At 69.6% G+C, this 15,197-nt stretch carries 15 protein-coding genes; 1 reads left to right on the forward strand and 14 read right to left on the reverse strand.

Features of this window, described 5'->3' with window-relative positions; all coding sequences use genetic code 11:
* Positions 1–60 precede the first annotated feature (60 nt).
* A complete protein-coding gene (pyrR, locus tag ACFWBQ_RS03185) occupies positions 61–645 on the reverse strand; it encodes a bifunctional pyr operon transcriptional regulator/uracil phosphoribosyltransferase PyrR (RefSeq protein WP_385483345.1) in 585 nt (194 codons plus the stop codon).
* Between the two features lie 220 nt (positions 646–865).
* On the opposite strand from pyrR, the gene bldD reads away from it, so the two are divergent.
* Complete coding sequence (gene bldD, locus ACFWBQ_RS03190) at positions 866–1,366, forward strand: transcriptional regulator BldD (RefSeq protein WP_014157378.1); 501 nt, start codon at positions 866–868, stop codon at positions 1,364–1,366.
* 245 nt (positions 1,367–1,611) lie between these two features.
* Here the strand turns inward: bldD and nusB are convergent, their stop codons facing one another.
* The 13 genes from nusB to ACFWBQ_RS03255 all read right to left on the reverse strand — a co-directional run bounded on the left by nusB (position 1,612) and on the right by ACFWBQ_RS03255 (position 14,987).
* Positions 1,612–2,043, reverse strand: coding sequence for a transcription antitermination factor NusB (nusB, locus tag ACFWBQ_RS03195; RefSeq protein ID WP_351172566.1), 432 nt, complete (start codon positions 2,041–2,043; stop codon positions 1,612–1,614).
* A 2-nt stretch (positions 2,044–2,045) separates the two neighbouring features.
* Positions 2,046–2,612, reverse strand: a complete 567-nt coding sequence (gene efp, locus ACFWBQ_RS03200; RefSeq protein ID WP_385483348.1) for an elongation factor P — start codon at positions 2,610–2,612, stop codon at positions 2,046–2,048.
* Positions 2,613–2,714: 102 nt separating this feature from the next.
* Positions 2,715–3,821: a M24 family metallopeptidase gene (locus ACFWBQ_RS03205; protein WP_385483350.1), complete on the reverse strand. Its 1,107-nt coding sequence runs from the start codon at positions 3,819–3,821 to the stop codon at positions 2,715–2,717.
* Positions 3,822–3,892: 71 nt separating this feature from the next.
* The gene (locus tag ACFWBQ_RS03210; protein ID WP_385483352.1) at positions 3,893–4,711 is read right to left on the reverse strand and encodes a Pro-rich N-terminal domain-containing protein; all 819 of its coding nucleotides are present in this window, start codon (positions 4,709–4,711) and stop codon (positions 3,893–3,895) included.
* A gap of 115 nt (positions 4,712–4,826) precedes the next feature.
* Positions 4,827–5,270 (reverse strand): type II 3-dehydroquinate dehydratase, encoded by a 444-nt coding sequence (aroQ, locus tag ACFWBQ_RS03215; RefSeq protein WP_385483354.1) that lies wholly within the window; start codon positions 5,268–5,270, stop codon positions 4,827–4,829.
* Entirely contained in the window at positions 5,267–6,913 is a 1,647-nt protein-coding gene (aroB, locus tag ACFWBQ_RS03220) for a 3-dehydroquinate synthase (protein ID WP_385483356.1), read from the reverse strand. Before aroB ends, aroQ begins: the two co-directional genes overlap by 4 nt.
* Complete coding sequence (gene aroC / locus ACFWBQ_RS03225) at positions 6,910–8,094, reverse strand: chorismate synthase (protein WP_385483358.1); 1,185 nt, start codon at positions 8,092–8,094, stop codon at positions 6,910–6,912. Before aroC ends, aroB begins: the two co-directional genes overlap by 4 nt.
* A 280-nt stretch (positions 8,095–8,374) precedes the next feature.
* On the reverse strand, positions 8,375–9,217 hold the full coding sequence (locus tag ACFWBQ_RS03230) for a shikimate dehydrogenase (protein WP_385483360.1): 843 nt from the start codon (positions 9,215–9,217) through the stop codon (positions 8,375–8,377).
* On the reverse strand, positions 9,204–10,934 hold the full coding sequence (mltG, locus tag ACFWBQ_RS03235) for an endolytic transglycosylase MltG (RefSeq protein ID WP_385483981.1): 1,731 nt from the start codon (positions 10,932–10,934) through the stop codon (positions 9,204–9,206). Before mltG ends, ACFWBQ_RS03230 begins: the two co-directional genes overlap by 14 nt.
* Before the next feature lie 100 nt (positions 10,935–11,034).
* On the reverse strand, positions 11,035–11,508 hold the full coding sequence (gene ruvX / locus ACFWBQ_RS03240; RefSeq protein ID WP_385483983.1) for a Holliday junction resolvase RuvX: 474 nt from the start codon (positions 11,506–11,508) through the stop codon (positions 11,035–11,037).
* Between the two features lie 8 nt (positions 11,509–11,516).
* A complete protein-coding gene (gene alaS, locus ACFWBQ_RS03245) occupies positions 11,517–14,186 on the reverse strand; it encodes an alanine--tRNA ligase (RefSeq protein WP_385483362.1) in 2,670 nt (889 codons plus the stop codon).
* Positions 14,186–14,530: a DUF6167 family protein gene (locus ACFWBQ_RS03250; RefSeq protein WP_385483364.1), complete on the reverse strand. Its 345-nt coding sequence runs from the start codon at positions 14,528–14,530 to the stop codon at positions 14,186–14,188. The genes alaS and ACFWBQ_RS03250 overlap by 1 nt, the downstream gene beginning before the upstream one ends.
* A gap of 7 nt (positions 14,531–14,537) precedes the next feature.
* Positions 14,538–14,987: a DUF948 domain-containing protein gene (locus tag ACFWBQ_RS03255; protein ID WP_385483985.1), complete on the reverse strand. Its 450-nt coding sequence runs from the start codon at positions 14,985–14,987 to the stop codon at positions 14,538–14,540.
* Positions 14,988–15,197 lie beyond the last annotated feature (210 nt).

The raw sequence follows: 15,197 nt of genomic DNA on the forward strand, positions 1-15,197 counted from the left end.
AGGCATGCGGGCGTGCGGAAGCTGCCGTACAGCCACTGCAGCGGCGTACGGGGCGCGGAGCTACTGCTCGCCCGCCGGGACGGTCTGCTTGACGCCGAGCAGCACGGCGTCTCGGCCGTCCTCCTCGGCGAGCTGGACCTTGACCGTCTCCCGCAGCGACGTGGGGAGGTTCTTGCCGACGTAGTCGGCACGGATCGGGAGTTCGCGGTGACCGCGGTCGACGAGGACCGCGAGCTGCACGGCGCGGGGGCGGCCGATGTCGCCGAGCGCGTCGAGTGCGGCGCGGATCGTGCGGCCGGAGAAGAGCACGTCGTCGACCAGGACGACGAGCCTGCCCTCGATGCCCTCACCGGGGATCTCGGTACGGGCCAGGGCGCGCGCAGGGCGCATCCGCAGGTCGTCGCGGTACATCGTGATGTCGAGCGATCCGACCGGCGTCTTCCGGCCGGTGATCTCTTCGAGTTTCCCGGCGAGCCGGGAGGCGAGGAAGACCCCTCGTGTCGGGATACCGAGCAGCACCACGTCGTCGGCGCCCTTGGCGCGTTCGACGATCTCGTGGGCGATTCGGGTCAGAACCCGGGCGATGTCGGGAGCCTCGAGAACAGGGCGTGCCGCATTGCCGTGGTCGTCATGCTGTGCGTCCATAAGAAACGGACCTCCTTCTCCGCCTCACTGGACGGACGTTAAAGGACGTCGAAATTGCGTCATCCACGTTACCAGGGCTTGTGCGAGCCCTGGCCGCACCCCCGGGAGGTGGCAGCCCGACCCTTTCAGCTTGACGCATCCAAGTAACGCTGCGTAACCTCACAGTGAGTTACCAGCCACGCGGCGGAGCCGCAGAATGTTCCAGCGTCCGGGGAGCCTTATGTCCAGCGAATACGCAAAACAGCTCGGGGCCAAGCTCCGTGCCATCCGCACCCAGCAGGGCCTCTCCCTCCATGGCGTGGAGGAGAAGTCCCAGGGCCGCTGGAAGGCCGTAGTGGTCGGCTCGTACGAGCGCGGCGACCGTGCCGTGACCGTGCAGCGCCTGGCCGAGCTGGCGGATTTCTACGGCGTCCCGGTCCAGGAGCTCCTGCCCGGCACGACGCCCGGCGGGGCTGCCGAGCCGCCGCCGAAGCTCGTCCTGGACCTGGAGCGCCTTGCCCACGTCCCGCCGGAGAAGGCCGGACCGCTGCAGCGTTACGCGGCGACGATCCAGAGCCAGCGCGGCGACTACAACGGCAAGGTGCTGTCGATCCGCCAGGACGATCTGCGCACCCTGGCCGTGATCTACGACCAGTCGCCGTCCGTGCTCACGGAGCAGCTGATCAGCTGGGGCGTGCTGGACGCCGACGCGCGCCGCGCAGTGGCCCACGACGAGGGCTGACAGCCGCCGCAGAAACGTACCGCCGGGTAGGCGGGGGCCTCAGGGCACCCCGCCGGCCCGGCGTTTCCGTTTCCCGCACCGGGTCGTCCCCTGCCCGGTGCGTGGTGGGGCGGGCCCTCAGGATCACCGCCCACCCCGCAGCTCAGGCCCGTCCGTCGGCTGGGGACGAAGGCCGCGCCCGGCGAACGCCGAAGGGCCCACAGCTTGCGCCATGGGCCCTTCGTTCGGCTGAACGCCGCCGGAGGCTACTGCTCCCGGCGAAGGTTCGGCTTGAGGTCCTTGAAACGGGCCAGCAGGCCGTTCACGAAGGACGGGGAGTCGTCCGTGGAGAACTCCTTGGCGAGCTGGACCGCCTCATCGATCACCACGGCATCCGGGGTCGAATCCATCCAGATCAGCTCGTACGCGCCGAGCCTCAGGATGCTCCGGTCGACGACCGGCATGCGGTCGATCTCCCAGTCCACGGCATAGGTGATGATGAGGTCGTCGATCCGGTCCGCGTACTGCGCGTACCCCTCGACGAGCTCCATGGTGAATTCGCCGACCGGCGGCTGACGGTCGTCGGTCCGCGAGAGCCGAACCCAGTCCGCGAGGACCGTCTGCACGGACTCACCGCGCTGGTCGGCCTCGAAGAGGATCTGGAAGGCGCGCTTGCGGGCCTTGTTCCGGGCAGCCACGGTTAGCTGTTCACCCGGCCGAGGTAGTCGCCCGTACGGGTGTCGACCTTGATCTTCTCGCCGGTGGTGATGAAGAGCGGGACGCCGATCTCGTAGCCCGTCTCCAGCGTGGCGGGCTTGCTGCCGCCGGTGGAGCGGTCGCCCTGCACGCCCGGGTCGGTGTGCTGGATCGTCAGCTCGACCGCGGCCGGCAGCTCGACGTAGAGCACCTCGCCCTCGTGCTGCGCGACAGAGGCGGTGAAGCCCTCGATCAGGAAGTTGGCGGAGTTGCCGACAGCCTTGCGGTCGACCATCAGCTGGTCGTACGTGTTCATGTCCATGAAGACGAAGTACTCGCCGTCCATGTACGAGAACTGCATGTCTCGGCGGTCAATGGTGGCCGTTTCGACCTTCACGCCGGCGTTGAACGTCTTGTCGACGACCTTGCCGGAGAGCACGTTCTTGAGCTTGGTGCGCACGAAAGCCGGGCCCTTGCCGGGCTTGACGTGCTGGAACTCGACGACGGACCAGAGCTGGCCTCCGTCGAGCTTGAGCACCAGGCCGTTCTTGAGGTCGTTCGTGGAAGCCACGGTTGCGGAATCTCCTGGACTGAAGCAGGTGGACGACAAAGGATGCGCGAGGAGGGTGCTGAAGACCTTGGCGCGAGCCAAGTCTAGATCTTCGGTGCTCTCCTAGAGCGCGAGCAGCTCCTTGGTCGTAATGGTGAGTAGCTCGGGTCCGCCGTCCGCCTCGGGGCGCACGACGAGCGTGTCATCGATCCGGACACCGCCCCGACCCGGGAGGTGGACCCCCGGCTCGACGGTGACCGGCACACAAGCGTCCAGTTTACCCATGGCTGTCGGTGCCAGCTGCGGGTCCTCGTCGATTTCGAGTCCGACCCCGTGCCCGGTGCAGGCCTGGAGGCCCTCCGTGTGACCCGCCGAGTCCAGCAGATGACGGGCGGCGTGGTCCACATCACGGTAGGCGGCACCGGGGACGAGAGCCTCCCGTCCGGCCCGCTGAGCGGCGAAAACGAGGTCGTACAGCTCGATCTGCCATGCGGCGGGAGCGGTCCCGATGACGAACGTCCGCCCGATCTCGCACCGGTAGCCGCGATAGTTCGCGCCCAGACAGACGGAGAGAAAATCGCCTTCCTCCACCCTTCTGTCCGAGGGCCGGTGACGCCCCTGGCCCGAATTGGGGCCGGTACCGACGGAGGTGGAGAAGGCAGGGCCGTCCGCACCGTGGTCCACCAGGCGCCGCTCCAGCTCCAGGGCGAGGTGCCGCTCGGTACGGCCCACCAGGATGGATTCGAGAAGCTCTCCCAGGGCCTGATCGGTGATCTCGGCGGCGATCCGCAGACAGGCGATCTCCTCCTCGTCCTTGACGAGGCGCAGCTGTTCCACCGTGAAGCCGAGGTCGGCCAGGCGGAGGCGGGGTGCGACCGAGCCCATGGCACGGTGCCGGGAGACGGTGAGGTCGTGTTCCTCCACGGCGAGGGAGTCCACGTCGAGGGAGAGGGCCAGATCGGCGGCAGCGACGACGGGGTCCTTGCCGGGCGCGGGCAGCACCGTCAGCCGCAGTTGCTCGTCGGGGCGCCCGTGGGCAGGATCGCCCGTCGGGGCGCGGGGGCAGAGCAGGACGTCCTCTGTGGGGCCGAGCAGCAGCACGGCGCCGGGCGGGGCCCCACCCGCGAGATAGCGGACGTTGGCGGGGCGGGAGACCAGGGCCGCAGCGGATCCGGCGGCGGCGTACCGGTCGCGGAGCAGCCCGCGTCGGACGGCGTACACCTCTGACATGCTCCGAGCCTACGAGCGTGGGCTGCGGACCGCCCGGTCAGCGCACCCGACCGGGGACACCGCACCCGCGGCTACCAGGTCGGAGGGCTCGCGATGGAGCGGGCCAGCACGTCGTCGAGGACCCTGGCGGTGGTCTCGACGTCGTACGTGGAGTTGTCGATGATCGGCAGGCCGGAGCCGTACCAGCCGGCCATCCGGCCATGGATCCGGGCGACTTCCTCGTCGGAGAGGCGGCGGTTGCCGCTGCGGGCCGCGTTGCGCTCCAGGACGATCTCCAGGCCGGGCAGGAGGACGACGGGCAGCAGGCCGGGGCCGACATGGCGCTTCCAGCCTCCCAGGCCGACCACGGGCCGGTCGGGGAAGACCGCGTCGTCGAGAATGCACGAGATGCCGTTGGCCAGGAAGTTACGGGCGGCGAAGCCGCAGGTGCGGCGCGCCAGACGGTACTGGGCCTCGGAGTGGTCGTTCCACCCGGCCTGCGGGTCGGCGAAACCCGAACAGACCCACTCGCGGACGTCATCCAGGGAGACATGCGCGGTGGGGACGCGGCGGCGGCCCGCCCACAGTTTGGCGACCGTGGTCTTGCCTGCCCCGGCCGGCCCGATCAGCAGCACGGCCAGGGTCGCGGTGCCGGTGCCCGGCTCGGCATGCGGCGCGGGCAGCGGAACGGGCCCGCCCGGCGGGAGCTGGATATGCCCGGTCGTCTCCCGCGAGGGAGGGGAGGGGGCGTGCTGGGGCGCGGGGCCGGTCCAGCCCTGCCCCTGGGGGGCGGGAGGTATCGGCGGCGGCCCCGGCGGACCGGGGTGGCCGGGGTGCTGGGCCTCCTGCGTCCACGGTCCGTTTCCGGGACCCTGGGGCGGCGGCAGCGGGGCCCCCACTGCGTGCTGCATCCGGTGCCACTCCGTCTCGTGCAGGCAACTGGCGCTGGTCGACGGCAACCGTACCTCCCCCGGCCGCCACCGAGTGAACGGCCCAGGGAGGCACGAAGTGCCCGTTGACAGTCCGTCAGACCGTCAGCTCGTCGGCCAGGGCCCGCAGGGCGAGGCGGTAGGAGCCGATACCGAATCCGGCCACGGTGCCGGTGGCCACCGGGGCGACCACCGAGGTGTGGCGGAATTCCTCCCGTGCGTACGGATTCGAGATGTGCACCTCGATCAGCGGGGCGGTGCGCTGGGCCGCCGCATCGCGCATGCCGTACGAATAGTGGGTGAAGGCACCCGGGTTGAGAACGACCGGAATCGATCCGTCGGCTGCCTCGTGGAGCCAGCGGATCAGTTCGCCCTCGTCGTTCGTCTCGCGGACGTCGACGTCGAAGCCGAGCTCCTTGCCGAGGGTGCGGCAGGCGTCGACGAGACCGGCGTACGACGTCGCCCCGTACACATCGGGCTCGCGGGAGCCGAGCCGTCCGAGGTTCGGGCCGTTGAGCACGAGGACCCTGCGGGTCGTCATGCGGAGACCTCCCCGTAGGCGGCGAGGAGGACGGCCGGGTCGGGGCCCTCGAGCACGGTGGGCTTTCCGATGCCGTCCAGGACGATGAAGCGCAGCAGGTCGCCGCGGGACTTCTTGTCGACCTTCATGTTCTCCAGGAGCTTGGGCCACTGGTCGCCGCGGTAGGTGAGCGGCAGTCCGACGGACTCCAGGACGGCGCGGTGCCGGTCGGCGGTGGCGTCGTCGAGGCGTCCGGCGAGCCGGCCGAGTTCGGCGGCGAAGACCATGCCGATCGAGACGGCGGCGCCGTGGCGCCACTTGTAGCGCTCGTTCTTCTCGATCGCGTGGGCCAGGGTGTGCCCGTAGTTGAGGATCTCCCGGAGCCCGGACTCCTTGAGGTCGCTGGAGACGACCTCGGCCTTGACCCGGATGGAGCGCTCGATCAGCTCGGCGGTGTGCGGTCCCGTGGGCGTACGGGCGCCCTGCGGGTCGGCCTCGACGAGGTCGAGGATGACCGGGTCGGCGATGAAGCCGGCCTTGATGATCTCGGCCATCCCGGAGACGTAGTCGTTGACCGGCAGCGAGTCCAGCGCGGCGAGGTCGCAGAGCACTCCGGCGGGCGGGTGGAAGGCACCGACAAGGTTCTTGCCCTCGGCGGTGTTGATACCGGTCTTGCCGCCGACCGCCGCGTCGACCATGGCGAGCACCGTCGTCGGCACGGCGATCCAGCGGACCCCGCGCAGCCAGGAGGCGGCGACGAAGCCCGCCACGTCGGTGGTGGCGCCGCCGCCGATACCGACGATGACGTCGGTGCGGGTGAAGCCGGTCTGGCCGAGCGCCTTCCAGCAGTAGGCGGCGACCTCGACGGTCTTGGCCTCCTCGGCGTTCGGCAGCTGGATCGCGATGGCCTCGTAACCTTGGGCGGCCAGGTCCTCACGGACCGCCTCACCGGTCTCGGCGAGCGCCTCGGGGTGCAGGACGGCGACCCGCTTGGCACGGTTGCCGATGAGGTTCGGCAGCTCGCCGAGGAGTTGGCGCCCGACGAGCACCTCGTAGGGGTCGGTACCCGCCGTGCCGGCGATCTGGATGCGCGTGGTGCCCTGCTCGGTCATACGTGTGTTCTCCCGGCCGGACGGCATGGGCTCACCCGTGCGCTCCGGCAGTTCCGTTACGTCGAGGACCGCCTGGGCGACCTCTTCGGGGGTGCGTTCGTCGGTGGCGACGACGGAACCGGCCACCTCTTCGTAGAGGTGGCGCCTGGCGTCCATCAGCTCGCGCCACTGCCGTCGCGGGTTGACGGCGAGCAGGGGCCTGGCGGTGTTCAGCCCGACCCGCCTGACCGCCTCGTCGACGTCCATCGAGAGGTAGACGACGGTATGGCCGGCGAGCAGCTCACGCGTTTTCTCGTCGAGCACGGATCCGCCGCCGAGGGAGAGGACGCCCTTGTGCTGGGCCATGGCGTCCCGCACGGCCTGCCGCTCCAGCGCGCGGAAATGCTCCTCGCCCTCGTCGAAGAAGATCTCGGAGATCGCCTTGCCCGCCGTGGCCACGACATCCGCGTCGGTGTCCCGGTAGGTGGTGCCGAGCCGCTCGGCGAGCAGCTCGCCCACCGTGGACTTGCCGACTCCCATCGGGCCGACGAGGACGATCAGCGGGCCGCTCACCGGATCTGCAGGTGGGAGAGGTACGACTGCACGTTGCGGTGGGTCTCGGCGACGCTGTCGCCGCCGAACTTCTCCGCGACGGCGTCGGCCAGAACCAGCGCGACCATGGCCTCGGCGACGATCCCGGCAGCCGGGACGGCGCAGACGTCGGAACGCTGGTGGTGCGCCTTGGCCGCCTCACCGGTGACGACGTCGATGGTGGCGAGCGCCCGGGGCACGGTGGCGATCGGCTTCATCGCGGCCCGGACCCGCAGCAGCTCACCGGTGGTCAGCCCGCCCTCGGTGCCGCCGGAGCGGCCGGAGGTGCGCCTGATCCCGTCCGCGGTGGCCACGATCTCGTCGTGCGCCTTGGAACCCGGCACCCGGGCCAGGTCGAAGCCGTCGCCGACCTCGACACCCTTGATGGCCTGGATGCCCATCAGCGCGGCGGCCAGGCGGGCGTCGAGCCGACGGTCCCAGTGCACGTGCGAGCCGAGCCCGACGGGCACGCCGTACGCGAGCACCTCGACGACTCCGCCGAGGGTGTCGCCGTCCTTGTGTGCCTGGTCGATCTCCGCGACCATCGCCTTCGACGCGTCGGCGTCCAGGCAGCGCACGGGGTCGGCGTCGAGCCGCTCGACGTCGGAGGGCTTGGGGTAGACGCCGTAGGGCGCCTTGGCCGCGGCCAGCTCGACGACGTGGGAGACGATCTCGATGCCCGCGGTCTCCTTGAGGTAGGAGCGGGCGACGGCGCCGAGGGCCACACGGGCCGCGGTCTCCCGGGCGCTGGCGCGCTCCAGGATCGGCCGGGCCTCGTCGAAGCCGTACTTCTGCATCCCGGCGAGGTCGGCGTGACCGGGCCGTGGGCGGGTCAGCGGGGCGTTACGGGCCTGGGCGGCCAGCACGTCGGGGTCGACGGGGTCGGCCGACATGACCTGCTCCCACTTGGGCCACTCGGTGTTGCCCACCATGACGGCGACGGGCGAGCCCATGGTCAGGCCGTGCCGGACGCCGCCGAGGAAGGTGACCTCGTCCTTCTCGAACTTCATCCGAGCGCCGCGCCCGTAACCGAGCCGTCGCCGGGCGAGCGCGTCCGCAACCATCTCCGTGGTGACCGGGATGCCGGCGGGAAGACCCTCCAGCGTCGCCACCAGTGCGGGGCCGTGCGACTCCCCCGCGGTCAGCCAGCGCAACCTGCTCAACGGTGCTCCTCATGCTCGCGCCTGAAAACTGCAACGGCGCGACCGGGTGCGCGGCCCTGGCCCGCCACCCCAGATCCTCCCACGACCGGGGTGCGAACCGGCCGCCGGTCCAGCAGACGGACCGTTCCGGCGTTCGACGCGCGCCCACAGGGAGGACGGGACGGGCCGCAACGTGTACTGCGTCAGCCGCAGTTCGCGAGGTGCCGGCATGGCACCGCTCGCGCAAGCCGGACGCGCCGATCTCCTGGGAGTACGCCCGTCAGAGGGTGGAAGAGAGCCGTCAGGCCTCGCGCGCCGCCAGGGCTTCTTCGCCCGCCGCGCGCATCGCGGCAAGTGGGCCACGACGTCGTCCGGTCATCTGCTCCACCTGGAGAACGGCCTGATGGACGAGAAGGTCGAGGCCGGCGACCACGGTTCCTTCCGCTGCTGACCAGCGAGCGGCAAGAGCGGTCGGCCACGGCTCGTACAGCACGTCGAACAGAGTCCCCGGGGCATCCGGTACCGCATCCGCCAGAGCGTCCGTGGTCCCGGCCGGCGTGGTGGCGATCACCAGCGGGGCCTGCAGAGCCTGCTCCGCCGACGCCCAGTCGGCGATCCGGACATCGACGCCGAGGCGGTCGCCCCAGCCGCGCATCTCGTCGCCGCGTTCCTTGCTGCGTACGTAGACGGTGACCGGTCCGGTGCAGATCGCCGCGAGTGCGGAAACAGCCGAGGACGCGGTCGCTCCGGCGCCGAGGACGGCGGCGGACTCCACCTTCTCGACTCCGCGTTCGTGCAGGGCCGCGACCATTCCGGGGATGTCGGTGTTGTCGCCGATCCGGCGGCCGTCCCCGGCGAGGACGACGGTGTTCACCGCCTCGACCGAAGCCGCCGTTTCGCTGATCTCGTCCAGCAGCGGGATGATCGCCCGCTTGAGCGGCATCGTGAGGGAAAGGCCCGCCCAGGAGGCGTCCAGCCCCTCGATGAACCCGGGGAGCGCGGCCTCGTCCACGTCGAACCGGTCGTACGACCAGTTGTCGAGGCCGAGTTCCGCGTACGCGGCCCGGTGCAGGGCCGGGGAGAGCGAATGGGCGATCGGCGAGCCGAGGACGGCGGCGCGGCGGCGTCCGTCAGTCGAGGCCATGCTGTTCCTTGAACTTTTCGTTGAGCTTTTCGTGCTCGGCAGCCGTCTTGGTGAAGTCGGTCTTCTTCCCGTCGAGCGAAATGAAGAACATCCATCCGTCACCGGTCGGATTGAGCGTGGCCCTGATCGCCTCTTCACCCGGGTTACTGATCGGCCCAGGAGTCAAGCCGGCATGGTAATAGGTGTTATACGGGTCGTCGTTGCTCAGGATTTCATTCGACCCGATCTTGATCTTGCTCTGCTTCTTCAGGTAATTGAATGCCGAGTCGAACTGCAGCTTCCGGTTGGTGACCGTGTTCTCCGGCTTCAGGCGGTTGTAGACAACCTCGGCCATCTTGCGGAAGTCGTCGTGCGTGAGGCCCTCCGCCTGGACAAGGCTGGCCACGGTAAGCACCTGCCAGGGGCCATCCAGGTTGTACTTCTGGGCCGCCGCCTCGAGGTCGAGCTTCTTGTACTCCGCGTTCGCCCGATCGACCATCTTCTTCAGGACGGCCTCTGGCTTCGCCCCCTGGGAGACCGGATAAGCGGCCGGATAGAGGAATCCTTCCAGGGGATCCTTGAGGACCGGATCGTCGTCCGCCCAGTCGGGCAGTCCAAGGCTTCCCGCCTTGGTCTTGGCAACGCTCGCCGTCGTGCCCGCCTTGATTTTCAGCTTTGTGTCGATCAACTCGTAGATGGCGGCATTACGCCATCCCTCCGGAATCACCAACGCATTCTTACTCTTCGGGGACAGCATCAGCTCCACTGCACTGTCCCCGGACATCTCCTTCTTCAGGAGATAGACACCGGCCTGGATGGATTTCCCTTTCGGGTTCCCGTTCTGAGACGAAATGAAAGCGTCGGCGGACTTCACGACGCCGGCCTTCTTCAGAATGTTCGCGATCTCATTCCCGAGAGCGCCTTCCGGGATCTCCACCTCGACCGTGCCCGAACCGCTGCCCGCGTAGTCGGGCGCCTCGCCGAACTGGCTCTTGTAGTAGGAGTAGCCGAAGTAGCCGACCCCTCCGAGGCCGCCCACGAGGACCAGTGAGACGACCAGGCAGGCGCAGCCGCTGCGGCTCTTCTTCTTGCCCTTGCCCCGGCGGGGCTCGCGCGGGTCGTCGTCGTAGTCGTCACCGTCGCGGGAGTCGCGGCCCGCAGCCGGCTCGTCCGCGCCCGTGAAGAAAGGATGCGTCTCCTCCTGCGGCACATCCGGATCCCAGTCAGGGTTCTGCCGCTGAGGCTCCGGCGCCTGCTCGCGGCGGCCCGGGGGCTGGGGCGGAGGGTAGGCCTCAGCGGTGCCGTAGTAGTCGACCTGCTCGCCGTAGCCACCCTGACCGTTGCCGTACGGCGGCTGCGGCTCGTACGGCGACTGCGGCTGCTGCGGCTGCTGCTCGTACGGCATCGCGGGCTGCTGGCCCGTGTCCCAGCCGCCGTTGTACTGCGGCTGCTGGGGGGGCTGCTGCGCGTACGGGTCCTGCGGGTAGCCCTGCTGCGGCTGCTGGGCATACGGGTCCTGCTGGTGCGCGTACGGGTCCTGCTGCTGGGTATACGGGTCCTGCGGGTAGCCCTGCTGCGGCTGCTGGGCATACGGGTCCTGCGCATAGGGCTGCTGCTGGCTGTCGTACTGGCCCTGGCCGTGGGCAGCCTGCTGGCCGCTTCCCCATCCCTGGTCCCCGTACAAGGGGTCCTCGGGATGCCACGGTTCGGAGCCGGGGCCCCGGCCATACTCAGTCATCGATCCCCTAGAGCCGCGAGACGACGTTCCGTCTCTTCGCTTCGCTGTGCGGTGTTTGTTCGAACACCGACGCATCGCGCGGAACGTTACCGTATCGCGATCAGACAACCACTTCGACGCCCTCGCCCGGTGCCTGCCCGGACGCCCGCTCGGACTCCAGAGCGTTCTGGAGGATCACCACAGCGGCAGCCTGGTCGATGACAGACCGACCCTTCTTGGACTTCACGCCCGAAGCGCGGAGCCCCTGAGTGGCCGTCACTGTGGTCATCCTCTCGTCCACCAATCGCACCGGAATGGGTGCGACCGAGCGGGCGAACACCTGGGCGAAGGCCCGGACCTTCGCCGCCGCAGGACCCTCGCCACCGCCCAGCGAGCGGGGCAGCCCGATGATGACCTCGATCGGCTCGTACTCCTCGACGATCTGGCCGAGCCGCCGGTGGGCGGCCGGGACGTCGCGTCCCGGCACGGTCTCCACCGGCGTGGCAAGGATCCCGTCGGGGTCGCACGAGGCGACCCCGATACGGGCGTCCCCGACGTCGATGGCGAGTCGGCGTCCACGGCGCATCTGCGTCATGTCCGGCGTCACGCCGTCTCGGTGACGAGGCGTTCGACAGCGGCGACGGCGTCACCGATGGCGTCCGGGTTCTGGCCGCCGCCCTGGGCGACGTCCGGCTTGCCGCCGCCACCGCCACCGAGGGTCTTGGCGGCGGTACGGACCAGGTCACCGGCCTTGAGGCCGCGTTCGCGGGCAGCCTCGTTGGTGGCGATGACGGTCAGCGGGCGCCCGTTTGCCGTGGTGAACAGGGCCACGACGGCCGGCCGTCCGCCCTGGATGCGTCCACGCACGTCGAGGACCAGCCTGCGCAGGTCGTCGGCCGAGGTGCCGTCCGGCACCTGTCCGGTGACCAGGGCGACGCCCCGTACGTCCTTGGCGGAGTCGACGAGCCCGGCGGCGGCCGCCAGGACCTTCTCCGCGCGGAACTTCTCGATCTCCTTCTCGGCGTCCTTCAGCTTGCCGAGCATGCCGGCGATCTTCTCCGGAAGCTCCTCGGAACGGCCCTTGACCAGTTCCTGGAGCTGGGCGACGACCGTGTGCTCCTTGGCGAGGAAGTTGTACGCGTCCACGCCGACCAGAGCCTCGATACGGCGCACACCGGAGCCGATCGACGACTCGCCGAGGAGCTTCACCAGGCCCAGCTGGGCGGTGTTGTGGACGTGCGTGCCGCCGCACAGCTCCTTGGAGAAGTCGCCGATGGTGACGACCCGGACCCGCTCGCCGTACTTCTCGCCGAACTCGGCGATGGCGCCCTGCTTCTTGGCCTCGTCGATCGACATGACCTCGGCCTGGACGTCGAGTTCCCGCGAGAGGACCTCGTTGATCCTCTGCTCGACATCGGTGAGGACCGTGCCGGGTACGGCGGCGGGCGAGCCGAAGTCGAAGCGGAAGCGGCCGGGGGAGTTCTCCGAACCGGCCTGGGCGGCCGTCGGGCCGAGCGCATCGCGCAGCGCCTGGTGCGTGAGGTGCGTGGCGCTGTGGGCTCGGGCGATGGCGCGGCGACGCGTGTTGTCGATGGCGGCGTAAACGGAGGCACCGACCGTCACCTCGCCGACCTGGACGACGCCCTTGTGCACATGGACGCCGGGGACCGGCTTCTGTACGTCGCGGACCTCGATGACGGCGCCGGTGTCGAGCCGGATCCGCCCCTGGTCGGCGATCTGGCCGCCGCCCTCGGCGTAGAACGGGGTGCGGTCCAGGACGACCTCGACCTCGTCGCCCTCGGTGGCGGCCGGCGAGGGGACACCGTCGACGAGGAGACCGACGATCGTCGACTCGCCCTCGGTGGACGTGTAGCCGGTGAACTCGGTGGCTCCGGAGCTGTCGGCGACCTCGCGGTAGGCGGACAGGTCGGCGTGGCCGGTCTTCTTGGCGCGGGCATCGGCCTTGGCCTTGTCCCGCTGCTCCTGCATCAGGCGGCGGAAGCCCTCCTCGTCGACGGAGAGGCCCTGTTCGGCGGCCATCTCCAGCGTGAGGTCGATCGGGAAGCCCCAGGTGTCGTGGAGCAGGAACGCCTTGTCGCCGGCGAGGACCTGGCCGCCGGCGGCCTTGGTCTCGGTGACGGCGGTCTCGAGGATGTTCGTGCCGCCCTTGAGGGCCTTGAGGAAGGCGGCTTCCTCGGCGAGGGCGACGGTCTCGATGCGCTTGCGGTCGGTGATGAGCTCCGGGTACTGCTCGCCCATCGTGTTGATCACGACGTCGACCAGGTCGCGGGCCACCGGTCCGGTGGCGCCCATGAGCCGCATGTTGCGGATGGCGCGGCGCATGATGCGGCGCAGCACGTAGCCACGGCCCTCGTTGCCGGGGGTGACGCCGTCGCCGATGAGCATCACCGACGTACGGATGTGGTCGGCGACGACGCGCATGGACACGTCCGAGCCCCGCTCGGCGCCGTAGCGCACTCCGGTGAGCTCGGTGGCCTTGTCCATGACGACGCGCAGGGTGTCGGTCTCGTACATGTTCTGTACGCCCTGAAGGATCATGGCGAGGCGCTCGAGACCGAGGCCCGTGTCGATGTTCTTCGACGGCAGGTCCCCGAGGATCGGGAAGTCCTCCTTGCCGTCGCCGGCGCCCCGCTCGTACTGCATGAAGACCAGGTTCCAGATCTCCACGTAGCGCTCGTCGTTGACGGCGGGGCCGCCCTCGACGCCGAACTCCGGGCCGCGGTCGTAGTTGATCTCGGAGCACGGGCCGCAGGGACCGGGGACGCCCATGGACCAGAAGTTGTCCTTCTTGCCCAGGCGCTGGATGCGCTCGGCCGGAACGCCGATCTTCTCGCGCCAGATCTGCTCGGCCTCGTCGTCGTCCAGGTAGACCGTGATCCACAGACGCTCGGGGTCGAGGCCGAAGCCACCGTCCTCGACGGAGTTGGTCAGGGCCTCCCAGGCGTACTGGATGGCCCCTTCCTTGAAGTAGTCGCCGAAGGAGAAGTTGCCGCACATCTGGAAGAACGTGCCGTGCCGGGTGGTCTTGCCGACCTCTTCGATGTCCGGCGTACGGACGCACTTCTGCACGCTGGTGACGCGCGGGGCGGGCGGCTTGACCTCGCCGAGGAAGTACGGCTTGAAGGGAACCATGCCCGCGTTGACCAGCAGCAGAGTCGGGTCGTCCGCGATGAGCGACGCCGAAGGCACGACGGTGTGACCGCGCTCCTCGAAGAAGCTCAGCCAGCGGCGGCGAATTTCAGCCGACTCCATTAGTGGTCCTCATTCCGGTTGTTCGAGTTGTAGGGGAGCTTGCGGTGCGCGGCGGCGTGGCCTGTGTCGGCCGCTTCGACCACGAGGTGGGCCCGTACCGGGAGTTCGGGATCGACAGGTGCATCGAGACCCAGTGCCCCGCCCAGTTCGGCCTCACGCCGGGCCATGCCCTCGCGCACGTCGAGAGCGAAGTCCTTCAGCCTGTGACCCGCCTCGATCGCCTTGTCGGCGGCCTGGGCCGCGAGGCTCTCGGGAGTCAGCTGCTTGATCTTGCGGTTGACCTTGGTGGTGGCCCAGACACCGGCGGCTGCGCCGGCGGTGAACCAGAACGTACGGCGGAACATCGCTGCGTCAGTCCTTCTGTCCGCGGGAGCTTCGGCCGTTCCGCTTCTTGCTGCGGGCGGACGGCACGGTACGGCCGACGATCACGGCACGACGGGAGGCAGGGGAGGCCGGCGCCGGTTCCGGAGCGGTCCGGCGGCCGAGCGCCTGGCGTACCCCGTAGCCGAACGCGGCGACCTTCACGAGCGGCCCGCCGAACGTCGATGCGACGGTGGTGGAGAGCGCGGAGGCGTTGGAGGTGACCTCCTGGACGTCGCTCGCGATGGCGTCGACCTTGTCGAGCTGGGTCTGCGCGGAGCGCAGGGTCGCGGAGGCGTCGGCGAGCAGCGGAACCGCCTGCTCGGTCACGTCCGCCACCAGCTTGGTGGTCGCCCTGAGCGTCTGGGCCAGCCTCACCAGCACCACGGCGAGGAACGAAACCAGGATCGCCCAGAAGACGGCCACCAGGATCCCGGCCACCTCTCCACCGGACACAGTGCACCGCTCTCTGCTTGTCGCTTGCCCCGGCCGGGGCTTGTCTCTGCCTGTCTTCGGGTTGGCCCGTGTGTGCTGCCACCACGGCCGATCGTCGTCCCTCGACCCTATCGCGCCGGGCGTCAGGCCCTGTACCGCATTACGGGCGGGCGGGGCGAGCGCGGATGCGGGGAGATTGTACGGAGAGCTTATGTC

The organism is Streptomyces sp. NPDC060035 (assembly GCF_042736635.1).
Classification (GTDB): domain Bacteria; phylum Actinomycetota; class Actinomycetes; order Streptomycetales; family Streptomycetaceae; genus Streptomyces.